Source organism: Xenorhabdus szentirmaii DSM 16338, assembly GCF_002632585.1.
Classification (GTDB): domain Bacteria; phylum Pseudomonadota; class Gammaproteobacteria; order Enterobacterales; family Enterobacteriaceae; genus Xenorhabdus; species Xenorhabdus szentirmaii.
The window spans coordinates 165,360-190,204 of record NZ_NIBV01000001.1; the positions used below are offsets into that span (position 1 = coordinate 165,360).

At 38.6% G+C, this 24,845-nt stretch carries 20 protein-coding genes; 6 read left to right on the forward strand and 14 right to left on the reverse strand.

All coding sequences use genetic code 11. The annotated features are described in order from the left end of the window. The first annotated feature begins 95 nt into the window (after nucleotides 1-95). Nucleotides 96-173, forward strand: a complete 78-nt coding sequence (locus tag Xsze_RS23265; RefSeq protein ID WP_408672827.1) for a hypothetical protein — start codon at nucleotides 96-98, stop codon at nucleotides 171-173. 93 nt (nucleotides 174-266) lie between these two features. Beyond that, nucleotides 267-503, forward strand: a complete 237-nt coding sequence (locus Xsze_RS00855) for a type II toxin-antitoxin system HicB family antitoxin (protein WP_051462399.1) — start codon at nucleotides 267-269, stop codon at nucleotides 501-503. Nucleotides 504-560: 57 nt separating this feature from the next. Here the strand turns inward: Xsze_RS00855 and Xsze_RS00860 are convergent, their stop codons facing one another. Further along, the gene (locus Xsze_RS00860) at nucleotides 561-2,183 is read right to left on the reverse strand and encodes an ABC transporter substrate-binding protein (RefSeq protein ID WP_038238547.1); all 1,623 of its coding nucleotides are present in this window, start codon (nucleotides 2,181-2,183) and stop codon (nucleotides 561-563) included. 904 nt (nucleotides 2,184-3,087) lie between these two features. On the opposite strand from Xsze_RS00860, the gene Xsze_RS00865 reads away from it, so the two are divergent. Beyond that, nucleotides 3,088-3,528: a VapA/VapB family virulence-associated protein gene (locus Xsze_RS00865; protein ID WP_038238549.1), complete on the forward strand. Its 441-nt coding sequence runs from the start codon at nucleotides 3,088-3,090 to the stop codon at nucleotides 3,526-3,528. An 80-nt stretch (nucleotides 3,529-3,608) separates the two neighbouring features. Here Xsze_RS00865 and Xsze_RS00870 read toward each other — a convergent pair whose 3' ends face one another. The 8 genes from Xsze_RS00870 to Xsze_RS00905 all read right to left on the reverse strand — a co-directional run bounded on the left by Xsze_RS00870 (nucleotide 3,609) and on the right by Xsze_RS00905 (nucleotide 16,508). Next, nucleotides 3,609-5,219, reverse strand: a complete 1,611-nt coding sequence (locus Xsze_RS00870) for an ABC transporter substrate-binding protein (RefSeq protein WP_038238551.1) — start codon at nucleotides 5,217-5,219, stop codon at nucleotides 3,609-3,611. 99 nt (nucleotides 5,220-5,318) lie between these two features. Beyond that, nucleotides 5,319-6,953 (reverse strand): ABC transporter substrate-binding protein, encoded by a 1,635-nt coding sequence (locus Xsze_RS00875; RefSeq protein ID WP_084616244.1) that lies wholly within the window; start codon nucleotides 6,951-6,953, stop codon nucleotides 5,319-5,321. A 100-nt stretch (nucleotides 6,954-7,053) separates the two neighbouring features. Next, entirely contained in the window at nucleotides 7,054-8,688 is a 1,635-nt protein-coding gene (locus Xsze_RS00880) for an ABC transporter substrate-binding protein (protein WP_038238553.1), read from the reverse strand. A 45-nt stretch (nucleotides 8,689-8,733) separates the two neighbouring features. Next, nucleotides 8,734-10,371: an ABC transporter substrate-binding protein gene (locus Xsze_RS00885; protein ID WP_051462400.1), complete on the reverse strand. Its 1,638-nt coding sequence runs from the start codon at nucleotides 10,369-10,371 to the stop codon at nucleotides 8,734-8,736. 103 nt (nucleotides 10,372-10,474) lie between these two features. Next, nucleotides 10,475-12,109 carry an ABC transporter substrate-binding protein gene (locus Xsze_RS00890; protein ID WP_051462401.1) on the reverse strand — a complete coding sequence of 545 codons (1,635 nt, stop codon included), beginning with the start codon at nucleotides 12,107-12,109 and terminating at the stop codon, nucleotides 10,475-10,477. A gap of 73 nt (nucleotides 12,110-12,182) precedes the next feature. Beyond that, nucleotides 12,183-13,217, reverse strand: coding sequence for a peptide ABC transporter substrate-binding protein (locus tag Xsze_RS00895; RefSeq protein ID WP_244431797.1), 1,035 nt, complete (start codon nucleotides 13,215-13,217; stop codon nucleotides 12,183-12,185). Between the two features lie 320 nt (nucleotides 13,218-13,537). After that, nucleotides 13,538-14,350 carry a ribonuclease T2 family protein gene (locus Xsze_RS00900; protein ID WP_038238555.1) on the reverse strand — a complete coding sequence of 271 codons (813 nt, stop codon included), beginning with the start codon at nucleotides 14,348-14,350 and terminating at the stop codon, nucleotides 13,538-13,540. 190 nt (nucleotides 14,351-14,540) lie between these two features. Further along, a complete protein-coding gene (locus Xsze_RS00905; RefSeq protein WP_038238557.1) occupies nucleotides 14,541-16,508 on the reverse strand; it encodes a bifunctional 2',3'-cyclic-nucleotide 2'-phosphodiesterase/3'-nucleotidase in 1,968 nt (655 codons plus the stop codon). Nucleotides 16,509-16,572: 64 nt separating this feature from the next. On the opposite strand from Xsze_RS00905, the gene Xsze_RS00910 reads away from it, so the two are divergent. After that, nucleotides 16,573-16,812 (forward strand): DUF7823 domain-containing protein, encoded by a 240-nt coding sequence (locus tag Xsze_RS00910; RefSeq protein ID WP_455685319.1) that lies wholly within the window; start codon nucleotides 16,573-16,575, stop codon nucleotides 16,810-16,812. 51 nt (nucleotides 16,813-16,863) lie between these two features. Here the strand turns inward: Xsze_RS00910 and mak are convergent, their stop codons facing one another. Continuing rightward, complete coding sequence (gene mak / locus Xsze_RS00915; protein ID WP_038238561.1) at nucleotides 16,864-17,772, reverse strand: fructokinase; 909 nt, start codon at nucleotides 17,770-17,772, stop codon at nucleotides 16,864-16,866. A 168-nt stretch (nucleotides 17,773-17,940) separates the two neighbouring features. Here mak and rdgC point away from each other — a divergent pair, with 168 nt between their 5' ends. Further along, on the forward strand, nucleotides 17,941-18,852 hold the full coding sequence (gene rdgC, locus Xsze_RS00920) for a recombination-associated protein RdgC (protein ID WP_038238564.1): 912 nt from the start codon (nucleotides 17,941-17,943) through the stop codon (nucleotides 18,850-18,852). Between the two features lie 278 nt (nucleotides 18,853-19,130). On the opposite strand, the gene Xsze_RS00925 is transcribed toward rdgC, so the two are convergent. Further along, nucleotides 19,131-20,285: a porin gene (locus Xsze_RS00925; protein WP_038238566.1), complete on the reverse strand. Its 1,155-nt coding sequence runs from the start codon at nucleotides 20,283-20,285 to the stop codon at nucleotides 19,131-19,133. A gap of 510 nt (nucleotides 20,286-20,795) precedes the next feature. Here Xsze_RS00925 and Xsze_RS00930 point away from each other — a divergent pair. Next, nucleotides 20,796-21,431: a TetR/AcrR family transcriptional regulator gene (locus Xsze_RS00930; RefSeq protein WP_038238569.1), complete on the forward strand. Its 636-nt coding sequence runs from the start codon at nucleotides 20,796-20,798 to the stop codon at nucleotides 21,429-21,431. Between the two features lie 150 nt (nucleotides 21,432-21,581). Here Xsze_RS00930 and Xsze_RS00935 read toward each other — a convergent pair whose 3' ends face one another. The 3 genes from Xsze_RS00935 to exbD form a co-directional block, all read right to left on the reverse strand. Then, complete coding sequence (locus tag Xsze_RS00935; RefSeq protein ID WP_038238572.1) at nucleotides 21,582-22,634, reverse strand: alpha-xenorhabdolysin family binary toxin subunit B; 1,053 nt, start codon at nucleotides 22,632-22,634, stop codon at nucleotides 21,582-21,584. Between the two features lie 42 nt (nucleotides 22,635-22,676). Further along, nucleotides 22,677-23,882, reverse strand: a complete 1,206-nt coding sequence (locus Xsze_RS00940) for an alpha-xenorhabdolysin family binary toxin subunit A (RefSeq protein ID WP_038238574.1) — start codon at nucleotides 23,880-23,882, stop codon at nucleotides 22,677-22,679. A 534-nt stretch (nucleotides 23,883-24,416) separates the two neighbouring features. Next, the gene (exbD, locus tag Xsze_RS00945) at nucleotides 24,417-24,842 is read right to left on the reverse strand and encodes a TonB system transport protein ExbD (RefSeq protein WP_038238576.1); all 426 of its coding nucleotides are present in this window, start codon (nucleotides 24,840-24,842) and stop codon (nucleotides 24,417-24,419) included. Nucleotides 24,843-24,845 lie beyond the last annotated feature (3 nt).

The following is a 24,845-nucleotide window of genomic DNA, read 5'->3' on the forward strand; positions in this document are numbered from 1 at the left end:
TCAGACCTAATGAAATTACTGGAAATAAATGGCTGGAAACTTAAGCGAATAAAGGAAGCCATTATCAGTGCTTTCATCCTGAGTTTTCTATCGTCATAACGCTTCCTCATCCCCGTAAAGATATAAAACAAGGAACTCTGAACAAGAGTTTAAAAGATGCAAAACTTAAATAATATATTTAATAAATAATGAATTACTCTTAAAAATCGCATACGCAAAAATGGAAAAATTTATGTTATATCCTGCATTTATCGAATTAGATCAAGATGGCAGTGCCAAAAACCATGCAAGAGCATCTTGCAGCAAGTATTGATGAATACCAAAATGGACAATGGATTTTGATTCCTGTCGATTTGAGCCAGTTTGAAGGCAAAATCGAGCGTATTAATATTACATTGCCACTACGTTTAATTAGCCGCATCGATGCAAAAGTTAAACAATACCCTAAATATAGCAGTCGCAGTGGTTTTTTAGCCTTAGCTGCCCGCAAGGCATTGCAATAATCCGCCTAATGGAGCCTGCATCAGCAGGCTCTCAGTGAAATCGAAAAATGAATGTGCTTAATGTTTAATAACATAAAGATCTTTTGTTAATGTTTGCCCCAAAGAGTTAGAAGAATATCCCCCAATGTAAGGTTTCACCAATATCGCATTGACATAATAATAAACAGGAATTATAGGCATATCTTTTGTCAGAAGATCCGCTGCCTTTTGAAAATCCTCTTGATTATTGGTTTCTCCCGCTTTCCTCACCAAACTGTCATAATCCTTATTTGAATAAAATGAAGTGTTATTTGTCTGATTTGTTGTAAAAATAACTAAAAAAGACATTGGATTGTTATAATCGCTAACCCATCCCCCCCTGACAACATCAAATTTCCCTTGATGCTCATTATCTAACAACACCTTCCATTCTTCAGTTTGCATGTTAACAATGACACCAAGATTTTTTTTCCACATTGACGTCGCTGCAATCGCAATTTTCTTATGAAGATCTGACGAGTTATAAACTAAATTGAATGTCAGTGGATGTGTTTTATTAAAACCAGCTTCACTCAATAATTGCTTAGCTTTTTGATTTCTCTGTTCTTGCGTCCAAGATTCATAATCCGGCTTTTTAAAATTAAAACCACCGATTCCCGGAGGGAGAATTGCATAAGCGGGTATTTGCCCTTGAGCCACAACTTTATTAGCAATAATATCTCTATCCAAAGCCAAGCCCAATGCCAGCCTGACTCTGACATCGTTAAAGGGCGGCTTTTTATTATTAAAATTAAAGTAATATGTACTAAGAATGGGAGTAATATGAATTTGTGAGCCAATTTGTTTTTTTAATGATGAGGAATGTTCCAGCGGGATAGTAAATGTCATGTCTATTTCTCCGGCCAGATAACGGTTTAAATCTGAAATACTTGATGTAAGGGGCAAATAGGTAACTTTATTAATGACCGTATTCTTGTTATCCCAATAATAAGGATTTCTGATACCCACGATTTTTTCATTGACTTTCCATTCAGATAATTTAAATGCACCACTGGAAACAAAATATTTAGGATTGGTCCATTTATCCCCATATTTTTTGACAATTTTTTCATCAATCGGAGATGTAATAGCGAAAGCCAGCATATGTAAAAAATACCCAACGGGTTTTTCTAAGGTTATTACCAATATCATGTCATCCAATGCCTTAACACCAAGCTCTTCCACTTTTTTCTTTCCAGCTAAAATTTCTTTTGCATTCACCACAGAAGCATCCACAAAATAGCTGCCGTATGGAGATAACGTTTTAGGATCGGTTAAACGTCGCCAGCTGAACACAACATCGTCGGCAGTAATGGGGGTGCCATCAGACCACTTGATCCCCTTCCTTAAATGGAAAATCCACGTTTTGTTATCTTTAGTTTCCCAGCTCTCAGCCAGTTTAGGTACGATATTTCCTTTGTTGTCTACACTGACCAATGTATCAAAAAAATCATTTATAATATTAATGGCTACATTTCCTTCAACTTTATCAACATCCAACGATGCTGGTTCTGCTCCATTATTGCGTACAATCTCTTGTTTTTCTGCCAATTGTGTTCCGGGTGGGATCACAGCGGCATAAGATAATGTAATGCCCATCAACATAATACTGATAGAGTAAGATAATGTTTTCATGGCATTAATTCTAATTTTATTGGACATATCAATCACCCATAATTACACCAAGGGTGCTTTTATTAGATTTAAGTCTTTTTAGGCATAAATTAATACATAAAATATCTTTATTAATTATAAAAGCACATTAGCAAACAAAACCTAGTGAGAAATATTTCATATTCAAATATATTCCATTGATTTCAGAATGTAAGGCGATGAAAAAAATAAGTATTCAGAAGATAAGATGATTTTCTATTTACAACTGCGCAAGTGAAGTTATTAACATGGTAATATTAATAATAAAAAGGAGAAAATTTCTCATCGCGCTCTAGCTTTTAAAGCTAATATAATATTAGTATAAAATTAATAATTTTTTCCGCATATCCCCACTCTAGCGTAGCTGTTTTATCTAACCAATTATTTAATTTAGGTATTTTCAAAGTCACTTTAAAAATCATGCAGTTATTTTACATTACCTGACAAAAATAAATGTATGGCTAAATCACTTATTACTTTCTGTAAACGACACTATGGGCATATCGACTCATTTATCAAACCTTAACTCAGCTACTATAATGGTAATAAAAAACAATCAATAATGACCACCTCATATTAAACTCAATCTTAATCACAAAAAGCAATATGATTTCACCTTGAAAACATTTGAACATCTACTTTAATTTAAATATAAAAATTTTCACAAAAAAGCCTATCCACAAAACTATCTAACTGACACATATTAATCGAAATATTTTAAATATTTTTTAAAATTAAAATATAGAAGTGGTTGTGAAATAAAAATCATTAATTGAAAATATTTCAGAACAGCAGGAAGAATCAGTTCTGATACTGGAATCAAAAATTAATTCTCATCCTCTTATTTTAACTCATCAATAATAAATTTAAATGTTATTAATTTATTATCATTAAAAAACACAGGAATAATTATATGACGAATTTACTTTCTATAGATGGCAAAATTAAACTAGTAAATCAACTGGTTAATAGCATGGATAAAAAACCAGACAATAATACCATTAACAATATAAAAGAAAAAGTATTGAACTTCGGTATAAATAATTACTCAGGTACAGCGACTATAGATAGTAGTGTTTTTTACACAACGCTTGAATTACAGCTTGAAATTGGAAAGAAATTTACAGGAAATTCTTGGGGTATTGAGTCTTGGAATAAGACTATTTTTTATGGCGAGTTATTAACAAATGATATTGATAAGCTCACCACAGAAGGAAATTATTTTAGTATGGTGGATACTGCTGGAGGAGTTGGTATATTATTTTCTAGTGCATCATTTGAGCCTTTAGGAACTTTTGCAGGAGTAGGGAAACTAATGATAGGTTTGGCTTCTGGTCATGGTGAATGGTATTAGCTATTTAAGCTTATCTTCCATACTATTTCAAGCTGCAACTTTCTCAGATGCAGCTTGAAATTTCTTAAAAATGACTTTTCTTAATGTTTGATAACATACAAATCCTTTGTTGAAATATAGCCCCTTGGGTTAATATAAAAACCACCAATATAAGGTTTAACCATTTTTGTATTTACAAAATAATAAACCGGAATAATAGGTGTGTCTTTTGTTATGAGATCAAGTGCCTGCTGATAATCTTCCTGTTTATTCGTCTCACCAGACTTTTTCACCCAATTATCAAAGTCTTTATTTGAGTATAAACCTGTATTATTAGAATGGCTTGATATAAAAATACCCAGAAATGCCATTGGGCTATTATAATCACCCACCCATCCGCTTCTTACCAAATCGAATTTACCTTGTTGCATATTATCCAGAACAACTTTCCATTCCTGATTTTGTAAGGAAATCTCCACACCAAGGTTCTTTTTCCACATAGAGCTGGCAGCAATAGCGATTTTTTTATGCATTTCCTGAGTATTATAAAGAAGATTAAATTTCAGTGGATTATCTTCCCCAAAACCCGCTTCATTCAACAATGCTTTGGCTTTATCAATACGTTGTTCCTGTGTCCATGAAGCATAATCGGGTTGTTGCAAATCAAAACCACCTGTATTCGGTGGGATTATGTTATAAGCCGGTGTTTGCCCCTGCCCTAAAACCTTGTCAGTAAGAATTTCCCTATCCAAAGACAAACTTAATGCCTGCCTGACTCTAATGTCATCAAAAGGAGGTTTTTTATTGTTGAATTCATAATAGTAAATACTGGCTTTTGGAGAAACATGGACTTGCTCACCCATTGTTTTCTTGAGATGGGAAAAAGAATCCAAAGGAATGTATTTTGTTATATCAACTTCTCCCGCCAGATAACGATTAAGCTCAGCTTTTTCTGAAGCAAGGGAGAGATAAGTCACTTTATTTATGACGGTGTTTTTATCATCCCAATAGCGGGAATTTCTGACACCGACCACTTTTTCATTCACTTTCCATTCAGATAATTTAAACGGTCCACTACTGACAAAAACTTCCGGCTGAGTCCATTTATCACCATATTTTGTGACTGCTTTTTCACTGATTGGTGCCATGACCGGATGTGCGACTATCTGTAAAAAATCGGCGACAGGTTTATCTAAAGTCACTTCTACCGTGAAATCATCCAATGCTTTTACGCCAAGTTCTTCTGCTTTTTTCTTTCCGGCCAGCACTTGGTTTGCATTCACTACCGAGGCATTCCCGAGATAACTACCATAAGGTGATATCACCTCAGGACTCACCAAACGCCGCCAGCTGAATACCACATCATGTGCCGTAATCGGTGAACCATCAGACCACTGATTCCCTTTCCTTAGATGGAAGACCCATGTTTGATTATCTTTCGTTTCCCAGCGTTCCGCCAACCGGGGCGTGATGTTGCCTTGATTATTGGTATAAACCAATCCGTCAAAAAAATCATGGATAATACTGAACTCAACTTCACTTTCAACTTTATGGACATCCAGTGATGCCGGCTCTGCGCCATTGGCTCGTACAATTTCTTGTTTATCCGCCAATTGAGTGCCAGCCGGAATCACTGCCGCATGGGATAACGCTATGCTGCCCAATATCATGGCAATTGAACAAGATAATACCCGGATGGGTTTCGTTATCATTAATTTTATTTTCTTGTGTTTCATTTTATTTTTTCTCTCTACAAGTTTAGTCCATCATAATAAGAGCCTGCTGGTACAAACCCTTTATCCGTTACATCGTTAATGTTGAATAATATAAAGATCTTTTGTCGAGATATATCCCGTCGGGTTTATATAATACCCACCCACATAAGGCTTCACCAATTTTACATTGACATAATAATAGAAAGGGATAACCGGTACATCGTGATTAAAAATATCACTCGCCTGTTGATAATATTTTAATTCATTCGTTTCTTTAGCTTTGAAAATCAGGTTGTCAAAATGCTTATTTTTATACTTTGGAGTATTTTGGGTGTTCCCAGATGTAAATATATCTAAAAATGATATCGGACTATTAAAATCAGCTACCCATGTATACCTGACGAGTTCAAAATTGCCTTGATGCATAGTATCCAGCATCACTTTCCATTCCTGATTATGTAAGACGACATTGACGCCAAGATTTTTCTTCCACATTGAGCTGGCAGCAATCGCAATTTTTTTATGTGACTCCAGCGTGTTATACAACAGATTAACGGTGAGTGGATTGCTTTGATTAAATCCAGCCTCATTCAACAACGCCTTCGCTTTTGCGATGCGCTGCTCTTGTGTCCATGATGCATAATCCGGTCGTTTGAAATTAAAACCACCAATATCCGGTGGCAAAATATCATAGGCTGAGATTTGCCCATGCCCCAAAACTTTCTGTGAAATCACATCTCGGTCCAATGCCAGATTCAGAGCTTGTCTGACACGAACATCATTAAACGGCGGCTTTTCCACATTAAATGCATAATAATAAACAGCCAGCCCCGGCGTGATATGAACTTGGTCGCCTAATTTTTGTTTTATAGATTGAAATGATTCCAGCGGGCCAGATCTGGCAATATCCTCTTCTCCGGCCAGATAACGGTTTAAATCTGCTTTATCTGAGGTAATGGGAAGATAAGTGACTTTATTAATGACGGTATTTTTGTCATCCCAATAATGGGGATTTCTGACGCCAACCAGTTTTTCATTCACTACCCATTCGGATAAAGTAAATGGGCCGCTACCGACAAAAGCCCCCAGCCGAGTCCATTTATCACCATATCTTTTAACCACCTTTTCGCTAATGGGTACCATAGTCGGATGTGTTAATGCCTGTAGAAAATAAGCTATCGGTTTTTCCAATTGTACTTCCAGCGTCAAATCATCCAGTGCTTTTACCCCCAATTCTTCGACTTTTTTCTTGCCCGACAGAACATCATTGGCATTCACGACATGGATACTTTCCAGATAACTGCCATAAGGCGATATCGTGTCAGGATCAACCAGACGCCGCCAGCTAAATACTACATCATGTGCTGTGATGGGTGAATCGTCAGACCATTTCAGCCCTTTTTTCAGATGAAAGATCCACGTCTTGTTATCTTTCGTTTCCCAACTTTCAGCAAGTCTGGGAATAATATTTCCTTTTTGATCAGTGTAGACCAAGCCATCAAAAAAATCATGAATAATATTAAATTCAACATCACTTTCTGATTTATGCGGGTCGAGTGAAGCAGGTTCTGAGAAATTATTGCGGGTAATTTCCTGTTTATCCGCCAGCGTTATTCCCTCTGGTACGATTGCTGCATGAGATAAGGCCAAACTTCCCAAGATAATTGCAACAGAATAGGATAATACTTTTATGGTTTCATTAATTATTGACTTTATTATGTATGGTTGCATTTTATTTTCCTATTATTATCTTTATGGTATATGACTATTTCATTATTTATTCTGATGATTTAATAGAGCCTGTTAATACAAGCTCTATTGAATCAATTAATTAATGTTCGATGATATAAAGGTCTTTTGTGAAATATTCGCCCCTTGCATTAATATCAAAGCCGCCGACATACGGTTTAACCATATTATGGTTAACATAATAATAAACAGGTATAGAAGGAAGGTCTTTTGTTAAAATATCCGAAGCTTTCTGATAATAATCTTTAGAGCCAATCACACCGGCTTTTTCAAAAAATTCATCAAACTCTTTATTTTCATATTGAGATGTATTGTTAACTTGTTTCGATGCAAAAAGCGTTAAGAATGTCATTGGACTGTCATAATCAGCTACCCATGCCCGCCGGATAACATCAAATTTCCCCTGATGCATATTATCCAACACCACTTTCCACTCTTGATTTTGCAAAGCAGCATTTACCCCAAGATTTTTTTTCCACATTGAGCTCACAGCAATAGCCATTTTCTTATGCCCTTCCTGAGTATTATAAAGAAGGTCAAATTTTAAAGGGTTATTTTTATTGAACCCCGCTTCATTCAATAACACTTTTGCCTTAGCGACACGCTGTTCCTGAGTCCATGAAGCATAATCAGGTTGTTCGAAATCAAATCCGCCAATATTTGGCGTTAACATTGAATAAGCCGGCAATTGTCCCTGTCCCAATATTTTATCAACAATAATATCTCTATCGATGGCTAAACTCAGTGCCTTTCTGACTCTGACATCATCAAAGGGGGGTTTTTTAGTATTGAATTCATAAAAATAGACCGTTGATTTAGGTGAAATTTTCACCTCATCAGGCAATGATTTTTTTAGTGACGGGAAATCTTCTACTGAAATCGTAAACGTAATATCGATTTCCCCCGCCAAATAACGGTTTAAATCTGCTTTTTCTGAAGACAATGGAAGGTAAGTGACTTTATTAATGACAGTATTCTTATCATCCCAATATTGAGGATTTCTGACACCGACCAACTTCTCATTGACAACCCACTCAGAAAGTTTATAGGCACCACTTCCCACAAAGCTTCCCACCCTAGTCCATCTATCACCATATTTATTTACGGCTTTTTCACTGATGGGAAATGTGACCGGATGCCCCAACATTTGCAGGAAATCCCCCACAGGCTTATCTAATTTAATCTCCAGCGTAAAATCATCCAGCGCCTTTACGCCTAATTCTTCCGGTTTTTTCTTACCTGTCAGGACATCACTCGCATTCACTATAGCCGCGTTTTCAAAATAACTACCATAAGGTGAAACGGTATCCGGCTCAGTCAATCGTCGCCAACTGAATACCACATCATGGGCCGTAATGGGTGAACCATCTGACCATTTAATCCCTTTCTTTAAATGAAATATCCATGTTTTATTATCACTGGTTTCCCAACGTTCAGCCAATCTCGGCTCAACCTTTCCTTGTTTATTCACGCTGACTAGACCATCAAAAAAGTCGCTGATAATATTGAATTCGACGTTGCTCGAAACTTTATGCGTATCCAGCGAAGCAGGTTCAGAACCATTATTACGCACCAGTTCCTGTTTCGCCGCAAGTTTTGTGCCGGAAGGAACAACGGCAGCATAGGATATTGCGATATTCCCTAATATTAATGCAATCACACAAGAGAGTTGTTTTATTTTTTGACTTGTTATTATTGTTTCCATTGCTTTCTGCATTTTCATGTTCTCCATACTTTTTTAGTATTAAAGATATATTTATATTCAGTGTTTAATGACATACAGATCTTTCGTGGAAATAAACCCTCGTGAATCCACATAAAACCCACCAATATAAGGTTTGACCATTTTGGCATTAACATAATAATAAATAGGAATGATTGGCGCATCATGAGTTATAATATCTAACGCTTGTTGGTAATTGGATTTATTATTGGTTTTTCCAGCATCCAGTACCAATTCATCAAATTTTTTATTTGAATAAGCGGATGAATTCTGCGTATGATCAGTCATGAAAATATTGAAAAATGTCATTGGGCTATTATAATCGCCAATCCAACCATATCTGGCAACCTCAAACTTTCCTTGGTATTTATTGTCTATTAAGACTTTCCACTCTTGGTTTTGCAAGGCAGCATCAATATCAAGGTTCTTTTTCCACATGGAGCTTACTGCAATAGCAAGTTTCTTATGAGCTTCCTGTGTGTTGTACAACAAATTAAATTTAAGCGGGTTACTTTTATTAAAACCGGCTTCGTTTAATAATTCTCTGGCTTTTGCATTACGTTGCTCTTGTGTCCAGGATGCATAATCAGGTTGTTGGAAAGAAAAACCTCCGATATTAGGTGGGAGCAGGGTATAAGCGGCCATCTGCCCTTGGCCTAATACCTTATTGGCAATCACTTCTCTATCAATCGCTAAATTCAGTGCCTGTCTCACCCTGACATCATTAAAAGGGGGCTTTTGGGTATTAATTTCATAATAGTAAGTGGAAATTTTAGGAGTGATATTCACTTGGTCTGGGTATTTTTCCTTTAATGAGGCAAATGAGTCCAAGGGAATGGTCAGAGTAATATCAATTTCACCTGACAAGTAGCGGTTTAAATCTGCTTTTTCTGAAGACAGCGGAAGATAAGTGACTTTATTAATGACGGTATTTTGATTATCCCAATACTGCGGGTTTCTGACGCCGACCACTCTTTCATTTACTACCCATTCAGATAATTTAAATGCACCACTGCCAACAAAGTATTCAGGTTTTGTCCATTTATCACCCTGTTTTTTGACCACTTTTTCACTTATCGGCACCATGCTGGGGTGTGCCAACATCAGCAAAAAGTCCCCGACAGGCTTATCTAATTTTACTTCCAGCGTAGAATCATCCAGCGCTTTGATCCCTAACGCATCCACTTGACGCTTGCCTTGCAACACATCATTGGCATTAACTACTGATGCATTCACAAGGTAATTTCCATAAGGTGAAATGGTTGCGGGGTCGATTAAACGCCGCCAGCTAAACACCACATCCTGTGCCGTAATCGGCGAACCATCAGACCATTTTGCGTCTTTTCTCAAATGGAAAATCCAGTTTTGGTTGTCACTTGTTTCCCAACTTGTTGCCAACCTTGGCTTAATTTCACTTTTCTGATCGAGATAAACCAAACCATCAAAGAAATCACTGATGATATTAAAGTCAACGTCACTTTCAACTTTATGTACATCCAAGGAAGCCGGTTCTGAGCCATTATTTCTCACAATTTCTTGTTTTTCAGCCAATTGTGTTCCTTCTGGTACAACCGCCGCGTAGGATAATGAAACATTTCCCCACATTAATGCAATGGCACAAGATAATAGTTTTATTTTTTTATCACTTGTTATTTTATTATTTATTATTTTTAGCATATATCATTACTCCACAATTGTATTTATTCTTATTTATCCAAATGACATCTCATTAATTTAATCAGAACAATCATTAGAGCCTGATAAAACAGGCTCCGTTTTTTTAGTGTTTAATAATATAGAGGTCTTTTGTGGATATATAATCCATCGGACTGACATAGAGACCACCAACATACGGTTTCACCATATGGTTGATGACATAATAATAAATAGGAATTACCGGCATATCGTTATTGAAAATATCCATCGCCTTTTGGTAGTACGCCGTGTCATTGGTTTCACCTGCCTTAATCACCATCTGGTCAAAATCACTGTTGGCATATTGCGGCATGTTCTGACTGCTGCCGGTCAGGAAAGTATCCAGAAAAGACATGGGGCTGTTGTAATCTGCTGTCCAGGCATATCTGACTACATCAAACTTGCCCTGATGCATATTATCCAACAGTACCTTCCACTCTTGGTTCTGTATATTGGCCTGAACACCGAGGTTCTTTTTCCACATTGAACTCACGGCAATCGCCAGCTTTTTATGCGATTCCCTCGTGTTGTAGAGCAAGTCAAATTTAAGCGGATTTTTCTCGTTAAACCCTGCTTCATTCAGCAGTTCTTTGGCTTTTTGTACCCGCTGGGCCTGTGTCCATGATGCAAACTCCGGCTGAGCTAATGTTATCCCGCCGATATTGGGAGGAAGAACGTCGTAAGCAGGCAACTGCCCCATGCCAAAGACTTTCTCAGCAATCACTTCTCTGTCTATGGCTAAACTTAATGCCTTCCTGACTCTGACATCATTAAAGGGCGGTTTTTGGGTATTGAAGGCGTAATAATAAGTACTTAGCATCGGATCGATATGAACCTGACTGCCCAGCGATTTCTTCAATGATGCAAAAGAGTCCAGGGGAATAGTCTGTGTAATGTCTATTTCGCCCGCAAGGTAACGGTTTAGATCTGATTTTTCAGACACTATGGCAAGATAAGTGACTTTATTGAGTACGGTATTGGCATTATCCCAATAGTGAGTATTCCTGACGCCTATGACATATTCATTCACTTTCCACTCGGACAATTTGAAGGCACCACTGCCCACAAAAGTACTGGGGTGCGTCCATTTATCACCGTATTTCTGCACGACCTTTTCACTGATTGGCACTAAGATCGGGTGGGTTAACATTTGCAAAAAATAGGCAACGGGTTTATCGAGTTTGACTTCTAAACTCGTATCATTCAGTGCCTTGACACCCAGATCTTCCGCTTTCTTCTTGCCAGCCATGATGTCGTTTGCGTTGACGACATGGGCAGTAGCAAGGTAACTGCCATAAGGTGACCCCATTTCCGGATCAAGCAAACGCCGCCAACTGAATACCACATCCTGTGCCGTAATCGGTGTGCCATCAGACCATTTTGCATCTTTTCTTATATGAAAAACCCATGTTTGGTTATCACTGGTTTCCCAGCGCTCTGCCAAACGGGGAATAATTTTGCCTTTATTATCGGTGTAGACCAGACCGTCAAAAAAATCATGGATAATATTCAGTTCAACGTTACTTTCTACTTTATGGACATCCAAAGAAGCCGGAAAACTCCCATTGTTACGCACAATTTCCTGTTTCTCAGCCAATTGAGTGCCTGGCGGAACGACGGCAGCATAAGAAGGTGCAATATTTGTTAATAATAGTCCCATCGAACAAGTAAGGATTTGGGTGAGTTTGTTTTTAAACAAACCCGCCATCATTTTCTTCATATTTTAAATCTCCATTATTTACTGTTTTTATTATTACATTACGCTACCATATTGATTAAATTTGCTGATTTAACTAACTTAAATAAACAATAAGAGCCTGATATAACAGGCCCTTATTATTTATCTCATTTTTTATAATATAAATATCTTTTGTCCGGATAGTTCCCCGCCAGTCAATATTAACTCCCTTTACATAGGGTTTAACTAATTTCACCCGAGTATAGTAATAAACCGGAATGGCAGGCATATCTTGATTGAGGATATCAATGGCCCGTTGATAATCAGTTGGATCGTTAGTTTCATCCGCTTTTAACGCCCATTGATCAAATGCCTTATTTTGATACCTCATGTGGTTATTGGTATTTCCTGACGTAAAAATCTCAAAAAAGCTGGTCGCATTATTATAATCCGCATTCCATGAATATCGCGTCAGCTCGAAATTACCCTGAACTGTACTGGTATTTTGCGTTTTAGATTCCTGATTTTGTAAAATGACTTCCACCCCCAGGTTTTTTCGCCATATCGAACTGGCAGCAATGGCAATTTTTTTATGGGATTCTGAAGTGTTATACAGCAAGGTGAGCTTGAGCGGATTATTTTCATTAAACCCGGCTGCATTCAGCAGCGCTTTCGCTTTTGCATTACGTTGTTCTTGTGTCCAAGATGCATACTCCGGATGTTTTAAATAAACCCCGCCAGTACCGGGAGCCACGACATCATAAGCCGGTTTTTGACCATTGCCCAATACCTTGTCAGTAATAATATTCCTGTCTACGGCCAGTGCTAGCGCTTGCCTGACCCGAACATCATCAAACGGCGGCTTTTCCACATTGAACAAGTAATAATAAACACTCGATATAGGTTTAACATGGAGCTGGTCGCCATATTTCTCTTTAACCAGTGGCAGAAACTCTGGTGGCCCCCCATTGGATATATCCATTTCTCCGGTCAGATAGCGATTGAAATCCGCTTTATAATCAGACAAGGGTAAATGAGGTGGGATCACTGCAGCATAAGATAATGTCATACTTCCCAATAATAAACTGACAGAACAGATTAATACTTTGGCAATTGTATTTTTTATTCGCTGTGCCATCGTTTTTTGCATATTAATATGCCTCCATAACTGTTTTTATTATCAAACAATAATGACATATTTCACTATTGCCTTATTATTATCACTAACGAAAATACTACCATTACGAGTAATTCCTTTTATTAATTGAAACAACTTATTAATTTATAAACCCGCTAAATTAATAAGTGCAACGCACCATAATTAGCGTTGCACTTAACTTCCTATATTCAGATGCTCTGGGTAAAACGCCTGTTACAGTATCTTTAATCTATTTGTTTTAGCTACCGTGAACGACGTTATCTTTTACCGCTGTCACATTATTTTGCTCTGAGAGCAATAATTCTGTCTTGTTATCTCTGATGTTCAGGTTTCGGGCAATCAATGACTTCAAAGTCCTTGCTATAACAGATATAGAATTCGTTACGATTAATCTGAATATATTTATCTTTCAGTACAGGGTTGTGCTCTTTCAGGAACTGAATCAGTTCTTTATTTGATGGCCGGTCTTCCGGTAATACCAAGCCATTGAAGAGTTCCTGCTGTTTGCTGAAAAAATTTTCTGCTGTATCGAAATCACAAGCACCATGTTTTTCCCATTCCGCTTGCAATAAATCTATGCCAGGAGAAGTACACAGGTAAGGCTTGATGATTTGGTAGTCCAATGCAGGCAAATCTCCTTTGCACAAACGAGGATGCTTACGAATATCTGACCAGTCGCGGCACTCTTCCATGGATTTTCCATTGCAGGTTTCTGACCACAGCCCATGTAAAATCCAGCCAAATTTATTTTCGGAGAAACATTGAAATGCGTATTTTTCATGTTCATTCTGGGCTTGTTCTTTTTTCTCTTTCTCCTCAAAGTGTTTTATTTTTTTCTTTTTATTGGCGCAAAATGCAGGCGAATAGTTTACAACCAGCTTAAAGTAGTCGGTTGAAGCTTTATTGTTCGGGCCAAAATGGTCAGTTTTAGCATCATAGTCATAATTGGCTGTCGGTTGTTCCGGCACGGTACAAGAAACTGTCTCCATCAATGCCGATTGCACTTTTTGCGATTGAGTCTGTCCGGGTAAAGTGACACAACCCGATGCCATCATAGCCAGAACAACTGGCGCTATTTTTGTAAAAGATAACAATTTTAAAAAAAGTCTGTTCAGGAAAGTCATAGTGGTATCTCCATTTTTATATATCTCCCAATCTTTCAGGCCACTACTTTATCCAGCTCGCCGTAAAACTCTGTCCTTCAGGGCCGAGACGATGGCCATGATAGCCATCTTGATAGCAACATCGGCAGCAACTTAAATCTATTGGGTGTTAAAAATTATCCTGCTCCCCAACGAATGAGAGGAGCAGTTATCAGTACAACAAAAATTTATTTTTTTCTGTCAGATCAATTTGATAGATAGCGAAACCGATATCATCATTTTTCAGATATTTCACAGGATATTGTGCATGGTCTTTAATGAATTTCGCCGCTTTTTCAGAAGGTGAAGTTTCAAAGCGCACATCCAGCTGTTTGTCTGTCTTGATTGGCAAGAATGACCAATTGTTTTCAGCCTGTATTGATACCACGCCTTTTTCTTTTGTCATTCTGGAAATGTAGGCAGCCAGAATGGTGCGGTTTTCGTCCGGTGAAGCAAATGCAATGTGACCATCGCCCGTTCCTGCAAATTTACCGCCATAAGCACGGTAGTTATTGGTTGTGATCAGGAAGGTTGCTTTCGGATCAATCGGCTTGCCTTGATAGGTGACGTCTTTAATACGATTCGCGCCTTTGTGGACAAGCTGGCAATCAGTGTCATATTTTGCAGGCTGAGTGATATCTATTTTATAGTTCACTCCGGTGAGTGTATCAAAGTTATAAGTGCGGAATCCGTCCCAATTTAGCAATTCTTGTGGTTTGGTTGAGTTTGGATCGATCTGGTTAAACATGCCCGCAGAACATTCCAGCCATTCCACAACATCAGCACCTGTTGCTTTTACCACCGCCAGCGTATTCGGATAGAGATACAGATCCGCCGCATTACGGAAAGTCAGATCCCCTTTTTCCACTTCCACAAAATCAGCCGGTGCATTCTTGCGCCCGCCCGCTTTGAAAGGTGAAGCCGCCGCCAGAACAGGTATTCCTTCTAAATTCGGATCACCCTGAATGAGGCGTTTGGTGTGATCCACCTGTGCATCATTGACGATTTGAACGGTTGGATCGCTTTGGATCAGGGACAAATAGCTGTACATGTTGGCAGAAGCTTTACCAATGAATTTGCCAACAAAATCACGTGTTCCCTGATGTTCCTTTTCGATAATGGAGGCCAGTTTGCTATCACGTTCTACCAACGCTTTCTTATGAACTTTATCGTAAATAGGTTGCGCTTCCGCTTTCGCCGATTCAACTTTCCATTCACCCTGATCGTTATTGATCACCATATCGACGACGCCAAGGTGATCCCCCCACTGGCCCGGCATAACAGCAGGAATACCGTTGATTGTTCCGTTGGCAACATCAACGCCCTTGACGCCTGCATATTCTTTACTCGGGAATACACCGTGCGCATGACCAAACATAATGGCATTGATGCCCGGAACTTCACTCAGGTAATAAACAGAGTTTTCGGCCATCGCTTTATAAGGATCTTGAGAAAAACCGGAGTGCGGAATGGCGATAATCAGATCGGCACCCTCTTTTTTCATCTGAGGAACGAATTTTTTTGCTGTTTCGGTAATGTCGTTTACCACGACTTTGCCATCCAGATTTGATTTGTCCCAAATGCTGATTTGTGGCGGAACAAAACCGATATAGCCAATTTTGATGGTATGTTCTTTACCATCGCGATCTTTTACCTGGATATCAACGATAATATAAGGTGTGAAATAATTCTTGCCTGTTTTGGCATCCATGATGTTGGCATTGATATAAGGGAATTTAGCACCCGCAATAGCCTGTTTCAGGTAATCCAGACCAAAGTTGAATTCGTGGTTACCAAAGTTACCCACCGTGTAACCCATCGTATTCATCAGTTTATAAGCAGGATGAACCTCCCCTTCTTTCAGGCCTTTCGCTGCCATGTAATCCGCCAGCGGGCTGCCTTGGATCAGATCACCGTTATCAACCAGAATCGCATTGGTCGCTCCGGTTTTCGCCGACTTGATCAAGTTTGCGGTACGAACCAGACCAAACTGTTCCGTGGATTTATCTTTGAAGTAATCGAAATCAATCAGATTGCTGTGAATATCTGAAGTCTCCATGACCCGCAAATCCACTGTCGCCGCATTCACATTGAATGCCACCAACATGGCCAATGTGGATACTTTCAACACATTTTTCATCTTGCTATGCCTCTTGTAGACAGGTGTAAATAAACTTTCATTTATTCGTCCATAAAAAAACCAAATTAAATTCCCCTACTTTGCTAAAGAAACTTACGATAAGGTGGCTACGCTTTTCAACCAGCATGATCTTCAGGTTACTGTTGATGGTAAAACGTATAATTTAGGTCGTTCACTTGGGTGGAGTGTTATTCAAGATCCAGATGCATTGCTCTATTACAATTGGTATTACATCAGTGCTGAATTCGGCGATATCCTGAAGCAAGCAGGGAAAACTAAACGTTTTTGCTTCAAATGGTTGTGATTTAAATAACCATCTCAACCTACACCCTGAATCCAGGGTGTAGGTTTCGGCTTATTGCTGGGGCCAGAGCCAGGCTGCCCCACGCACACCACTGGAATCACCATGTACGGCTTTTCTAATGGGTGTGGCACATTCTCCACCAAAAACCCACTTTTTGACTAAATCCGGCAGTGTGTTATACAGCCTGTCGACATTACTCATACCTCCGCCCAATACAATGACATCCGGATCCAGTAAATTAATGACTTGTGCCAAAGCCCGGGCCAGACGTTTTTCATAACGATGCATAGCCAATTCCGCCCATTCATCCCCCTGAGCCAGCGCTTCTATTATTTCATGCCCTTTTTTCTGTACTCCGCTTAACATGAAATAGTCCTGCATAAATCCTGTCCCTGAAACAAATGTTTCTGTACACCCGGCCTTACCACAAAAACAGTGAGCATGATCCTGATACGCTAAATCGTCTTCATCCATCCAGGGCAACGGGTTATGCCCCCACTCCCCAGCCAGACCATTTCCCCCCGAATGCACTCTTCTATCAAACGTCATTCCTGAACCACAACCGGTTCCGATGATAACGGCAAATACCATTGGCATCCCTTCTCCCGCTCCATCCGTGGCTTCAGAGACAGCCAGACAGTTTGCATCGTTGGCAACACGCACTTCACGTCCCAGTAAAGCAGAAATATCTTGGTCCAATACCTTTCCATTAATCCAAACTGAGTTGGCATTCTTCACTTTTCCGGTAAAAGGAGAAATAACACCCGGTATCCCGATCCCCACCGTTCCTTGTTGTCCTGTGACTTGCTCGGCCTCCATCACCAATCCGGCAATGGCTTCCAGTGTTTTCTGGTAGTCATCACGTGGGGTATCTACTCGTTTCCGATACAATTCCTCTCCCTGAGAGCCCAATGCAATCCCTTCAATCTTTGTTCCACCGAGATCAATGCCTATGCGCATAGGTTACCTTTCTGTTTAATTATGATGATGTTTTCTATTATATGAGAATGAGGTAAGGATTATAGGGAACAGATGAAGTTCTAGGGCTTCGTCACATGATTCGTTATCATGCTCCCCTATATTTAAAAGTGATTTTTTCTACAATGCGTAACTATATGGGGTAACTGCATGTTATGGTTCAAAAATTTAATGATTTACCGTTTAAACCGAGATGTGTCTTTTTCTGCGGATGAACTGGAAAAACAATTAAGCCCATTGGCATTCACCCCGTGTGGCAGTCAAGATATGATGAAAACCGGCTGGGTTCCCCCGATGGGTTCTCACAGCGAAGCATTGACCCATGCCTCTGGCAATCAAATTCTGATCTGCACGCGCAAGGAAGAAAAAATGCTGCCTTCTCCTGTAATTAAGCAAGAGTTGCAGGCCAAAATAGCCCGCCTGGAAGGTGAACAGCACCGTAAACTGAAAAAGACCGAAAAAGATTCTCTAAAAGATGAAGTGATCCACACACTGCTGCCAAGGGCATTCAGCCGTTTCAGCCAGACCTATATTTGGATCGATACGGTCAATAGCCTGATCATCGTTGATGCAGCCAGTGCCAAACGTGCCGAAGATAATCTTGCATTGCTGAGGAAAACATTGGGGTCATTGCCTGTTGTCCCTCTGACACTGGCAGAGCCCATTGAACTGACTTTAACAGAATGGGTACGCTCAGGTAACCTGCCAACGGGTTATGCACTAATGGATGAAGCTGAATTGAAAGCTATTTTGGAAGAAGGTGGCGTTATCCGCTGTAAAAAGCAAGAACTGGTATCCGACGAGATTGCGACACACATTGAATCAGGCAAATATGTGACTAAACTGGCTCTGGATTGGGAAGAGCGCATTCAATTTGTGATGTCAGATGACGGCGCTCTCAAGCGAATCAAATTCAGCGAAACGCTGCGTGAGCAAAATGATGATATCGACCGGGAAGATTTCGCTCAACGATTCGATGCCGACTTTACCTTAATGTCAGGTGAATTAAGTGTGTTAATTAAAAACACCATTGAAGCATTGGGTGGCGAAGCAGAAAGATAACTATACCCTTCGTCTTTCAAGTTGCCTCTTTGTTGGCTACGTTCATTCACCCCGGTCACATAGTTATCTGTGCTCCCGGGGATTCACTCTCTTGCCGCCGCGATACAACTTGAAATCCATTGGGTATATACCTCATTTGTTCGAGGTTCGAGTTGCTGCGTGTTAGCCTGATTCACTCGCAAACATGGCCAATTATGCTTCCATGCTTCCGAGTGGATGACGCACTTTGACCACACAGTGCAGCAACCCGAATTTATGAATTTATAATATGACCTGAATTAGAAACGATAAATTAAGCCAACACCGAAGACATCATCAATGTCCAGCTTTGTTTTTCTCGTAAAATCGTTATCTTTTAATAAATTGAATTGATATTCAAAATAAGTGCCCATATTTTTATTAAAGTCATAATAAGCACCGACAGAAACATACTTAACCAAATCTTCAGAGCCTTTAGTCGTCAGTATGCTCTTATCCGCCAAGTCATCGCCCAAATCCTTACCTTTGGAATAAACAAAAGCCACTGATGGACGTAAGCCGAAATCAAAAAGATATTGAGCTACCAACTCAATATTTTGGGTTTTATTGGCAAACATAGTGTAATTATCCAGTTTACCAAACCGGGTTAAGTTACGGGTTTCACCGTACATTCCTGCCAGATAAATATTATCTTTTTCATATTTGGCAGAAACAATCCATGCTTCCGCTTTGTTTCCTCTGGCCAGCACATTAGCGTTTTTAGTTCCTTCTTTTTGTGCCGTGGTACGGTTGGAGTTGCCGTATGATGCACCAATATTAAAGCCATTGCCAAAATCATAGAGACTTGAGAAGCCAAAACCATCCCCATTCTGCCTTGCAATATCACTACGGCTGTTTTTGGTATCACCGTCATTTTTCGCCTGATACTGCACCGCTAACTTAAGGCCATCCGCTAAACCAAAAAAATCACTATTACGGAAAGTCAGTAATCCTGTTGAACGACCCATCATGAAGTTATCCGTTGCTGCCATGGAATCACCGCCGAAAATCGGTAAATAATCCGTCCATGAGTTGGCATCGTAAACAACCCCCATATTACGGCCATAATCAAGGGTCGTGTTCTTATCAAATGTTAACCCTGCATAGGCATAACGTAACCGGGTATTTTTACCACTTTCCGTTTCTATGTCATTTGCCAACATGTTGAATTCCCAACGACCGAAACCACTCAATCGATCTGTAATCTCAGTTGACCCCCTGATCCCGACACGAGCAACTGAGCTGTCACCGGCCTGTTTACTTTCTGATTTAGCGAAAAGCCTTTGAACATCCGCTTTTCCATATATATCAAGTTTATTGCCATCCTTATTATAAACTTCTGCCGCATTTGCAGCCCCAGTCATAAGCATTGCCGGAAGTACCATTGCTATTGCCATTGTGTTGCGCTTTGTCATTATCATGATCCTCATTCGTTTTGTTATTATTTTCTGCAGCCCAAAAATACCCATTCCAAGGAATATTTTTCTGGAATAAATAATCAGATGAGCAGAATGTTTTACATGAACACGTTAATTTAATGTTAAATTTGTAACATGTGACAAGGATATTAAAATTTAATGCAACCTTTTGCTAACAAAAATTAGCAATAAATGCCATCCTGTGAAGAAAATCACATAATAGTGATTATTCTAGTAATTAATTAGAATTGACTATGAAAATAAGTTATTTAAAACAGTTAGTTATAGATATCACATAAAAACATTTAACCATACACCCCATAATTAAATATTTTTTTAACTCAATATTATAATAAATAACATATTGATAACTTATTAATATGATTGACAAGGCTCGGTGAGTTTTGTATTTGGTGAAGTGTGATTGAATCCTTCCGTTTAAATAATTTTGTTTTTACATGGAATCACGCCAATGCATATAAACTTAACAACTGATAAGGTGCGAAAATGGCAGAAAATCATCCTCGTCCCCGTGGCCGCCCAACCATTCCAGAGCAGGAAACCCGCAGGAAAATTCACAATATCACCTTCTCACTTCTTATTAATCAAGGCTATAGCAAAACAACCATGGATGTTGTTGCCCAGAAAGCGGGCATTGCCAAAAAAACACTTTACCGCTTTGTCAAAAATCGAGAAGATCTAATAGAACAAATTTTTCTGTCTTGGGAAGACAAATTTATACCGGCCTTTCAAAACGAAGGTAATAATCCTGATCAATTGATTAACTTATTGAAAATATATTTAAATGAAATAGCAAAGAACCTCTTATCTTTTGAATCAATAGGTTTATTTAAATTATTACAATCCGATTTCCCCCATCGTGAAATCTTACTCACTAAATATCAACAGGGTGGTATTGAACGAAGTAAAATAATTCTGACTGACTGGCTTAATCACCAATGCCAACAGGGGTTCTTGAAAAAAATGGACTTTAATATGACCAGCGAATTAATCATTTCGATGGTTATTTCTGAACCTCTCCGACAAATGTCTCTGGGTCTTATTGAACCTGTACCCGAAACAAATATCTCTCCCCGTATTATCGCAGCAATCACATTACTCGAAAGTCAACTGGGAGAGTAATAAAACTGAAGTATTAATAAGTTAATTAAGATAATTTAGTCACTAAAAAAGCCGGGGTTATACCTCCCGGCCTTTTAGCATCAAAGCATAAATAAAACTATTATTTCAATGCCTCTTTAGTTTAAACACATGCGTATTTCAGGGCAGTGTTTATTTCAACGCATTATATTGTGAAGATAAATTATTTAAGAAATTCAGCTGACTATTTATCAAATCAGTCAACTCATTTTGATTAATTTCCTTACCGGATAATTCATGCAACTGATTGGCGAATGCTCCCCATGCTTTATCCAGTTTAACCGCCTCAGAAATCATCGTAGTGCGTTCTGCATCTATCTGCATCACATCTTCCAGGCCAGAAAGGCGCAGCTCTATTTCCCCTAAAGTCGCTTTCAATGTACCCGTTTCTTTCATGACCTGATCAATTTGGTCGCTCAGCTTCATTCTGGCATCCGCCAAATCGATGTATTTCAAGCCCTCTGAAATTTTACCCAGAATTTTTCTGGCTATTTCAACACCTTGTTTAATGGCTTGTTTGATGGCTTCTTTTTTAGGTTGCGTGAGATCTAGGTTATCAATATCACTGGCACTGGGAATAAAATCCTTGAACATATCCGCAATATTATTTGCCCGGATAACATCCTGACTTTCGATGATTTTTTCCCGTTGTGCATCCAGTTTATTTCTTTTTTCAACTTTCTGTTCAATATCATTCTGCAATTCAGCTTTTTTTTCTTTAGTCTGTGCCAGAATATCTTGCAGACGCTCTTCAATAACAATATTGAGAATATCACTAATCTTACCAGCCAATTGACTGTTGTGAAGACTGAAACTGACAATGACGCGATCAATATCTTTTGATAAACTTTCAATCAGTTGGTCACGCTCTTGTAATAATATATTGCGATCATCATCACTCAATGTTGGGTCTTCCAAGGCTTCGTTGATTTGATGAATTGTCGTGAAAATATTGCCCTCCATGAATTGGCTGAGTATGGGAGTGAGTTGAGTAAGAGAATTACGTGTCAATTCATTAAGCTCACGACTATAAAGCTTAAGTCGCTCAATTTTATTTCCAATAATTTCAATGCCGGATGTTTGCCTTGCAGCTAAACGCCAAATATTATTCACTGCATCATTTAATTCTTTGATTTTAATTTCAGGGTATTTGATTTGTTTTTGTGAAACAACATTACTGGACATACTAATCTTCCTTTTTTATTTATCTTTTTATTAAAAAACAAATTATCCGTATATTTTCTTATATTCAATCAACGCTTCATCAAAAGACTTGATTAACTGTTCAGCCGAGCCTTGTACTTTTTCCCAAGGGCTGATAACTTGTTTAAATGTCTTCGTGAAATTAATCAGACTCAATGCATTATTAATATCTAAAAACTTATCTTTGGACGAATTTATTTGTCCCAGCATGGTACTCCACATAAAATCTAAGTGATTTAAGGCGACTTCCGCATCCACCATACGAATGCCAATATCATTAAAATTATGAGAGAGATTTTGAATTGCTTCTTGCAATGCACTTTTACCTTTCACCTGATCTTGTAATTTCTTCACTTCTGCAATTAATTCATTTTTTCGCTTACGGGCTTTCTCTGCTTTATCCCCAAAGATACCACCGGTAATTGCCCACCCAATAATGCCTCCCACCGCTCCTGAAAATGCTAAACCTACATATTTGTCGTAATCTTTTTTAAGTTGTTCAATCTCCTTATTTTTCTCATTAATTGAATCTTCCAACTCTTTGATAGTAGTGGAAAGATGGTTATCATCCATTAACTTTTTCTTACTATTCACTTGTGGCTGCAAACCTTGAGCAATATTGCCATTTGATAGCTCACCACCAATCAAGATAAGTTTAAAGTCACTGACTGCATTTTTTACTTTCTGAGTATTTTCTTGTTGTTTTTCGATATCTTTTTTCATGCTTCCGAGGATTTCCCCCAAAGCCGAAGCAACAAGTTTATCATCACCGGTGTAAGTTATTTCTGCTAATTGCTTATCCGTTAAATCGCCTAATTTTTCCTTTACACGTTCAATAATCGGCATCTGATTAATATTGTTGATGATATCCTGCCCTACTTCAGTAATTTGTCTTCCTGCCTCTTCCAAATCACGACTTTGTTGCTGAACTTTATCCTCCACCCCACTCCAGCTAAGTGCATGATCGTGGATCTCTTTAAATAAATCGGTCATCTTCGCAGGCTTTAGGCCATCAACGTCAATGTCGTTATAGCCTATATATTCTTTGACCCCTTCCAATGTATAAGGGAGTGCCAAACTGTGTTTGACATATAATTTAAGGCTAATAATATCTTCTTTAGTAAAGATCCCCCCGGGACGAGCGACACCTGTTATTTGGCTGGTTAACATTTTTAAAGTAACAGAAGGAACTTCTGATACCGGGATCTGACTTTCTGAGTTTAATAACATACCACTCCTCCGTTCGTATTGATGCGTAATTTAAATAAATATAACGGCTCCTTTTTCTATCTGAAAATACTTTTATTTTAATATACTACAAATACTAATAATTATATTAATTTCAATAAAAAGCTTATTATTTTATCTAGCAAAATATTTATAATTAACTTCATGACTTATCTTAACTTTATTATTCCCGGATATCGACAAAACCGAAATTATTTTCATTTGTTACTGCATTATTTTTAAAAAATATCTTATTTATCCTTTTGTTATTAATATTTATTAGATATCTAATAATAACGTGTTTTATCCGTAATGTTATTATGGGGATAATCAGGTGAGATTAAATGAAGATAGTCAGAATCATCGTTATCGCCTGACTTTTATCAAATTGATGGATCAGGGAAATAATCATGAGAATGTTTAAATAAAAAACAACACATTAAATGAAAAAAAACTGCCCGGTTTGATCATTCGGGCAGTTCAGATTGTCCAGAAAAGAGATATGCATCACCCGTCACTGATAGACGCCAATGGCGCCTATTGGGCGACAGCAGACTCCATACCTACCAATCCAACTTTGAGGTAACCTGCTTTGCGTAAAAAATCCATTACACTCATCAATGTTTCATAATCCACAGTCTTATCGGCCTGAAAGAAAATTGTGGTGTCCTTGTTGGATTGTGTTGTTTTATCCAATACCGAAGACAAGGTATTACGATCAACCCGTTCATCACCCACATATAGCTGATGATCCGCCCTCACTGTCAGAAACACGGGTTTTTCCGGCCGTGGTTGTGGTTTCGCGGATGATGCAGGCAAATCAACTTTAATATCAACCGTTGCCAGAGGTGCCGCTACCATGAAAATGATCAACAGCACCAACATCACGTCAATAAAGGGCGTGACGTTGATTTCATGCAATTCTCCGCTATCGTCCAAATCCTCATTAAGACGTATTGCCATAAT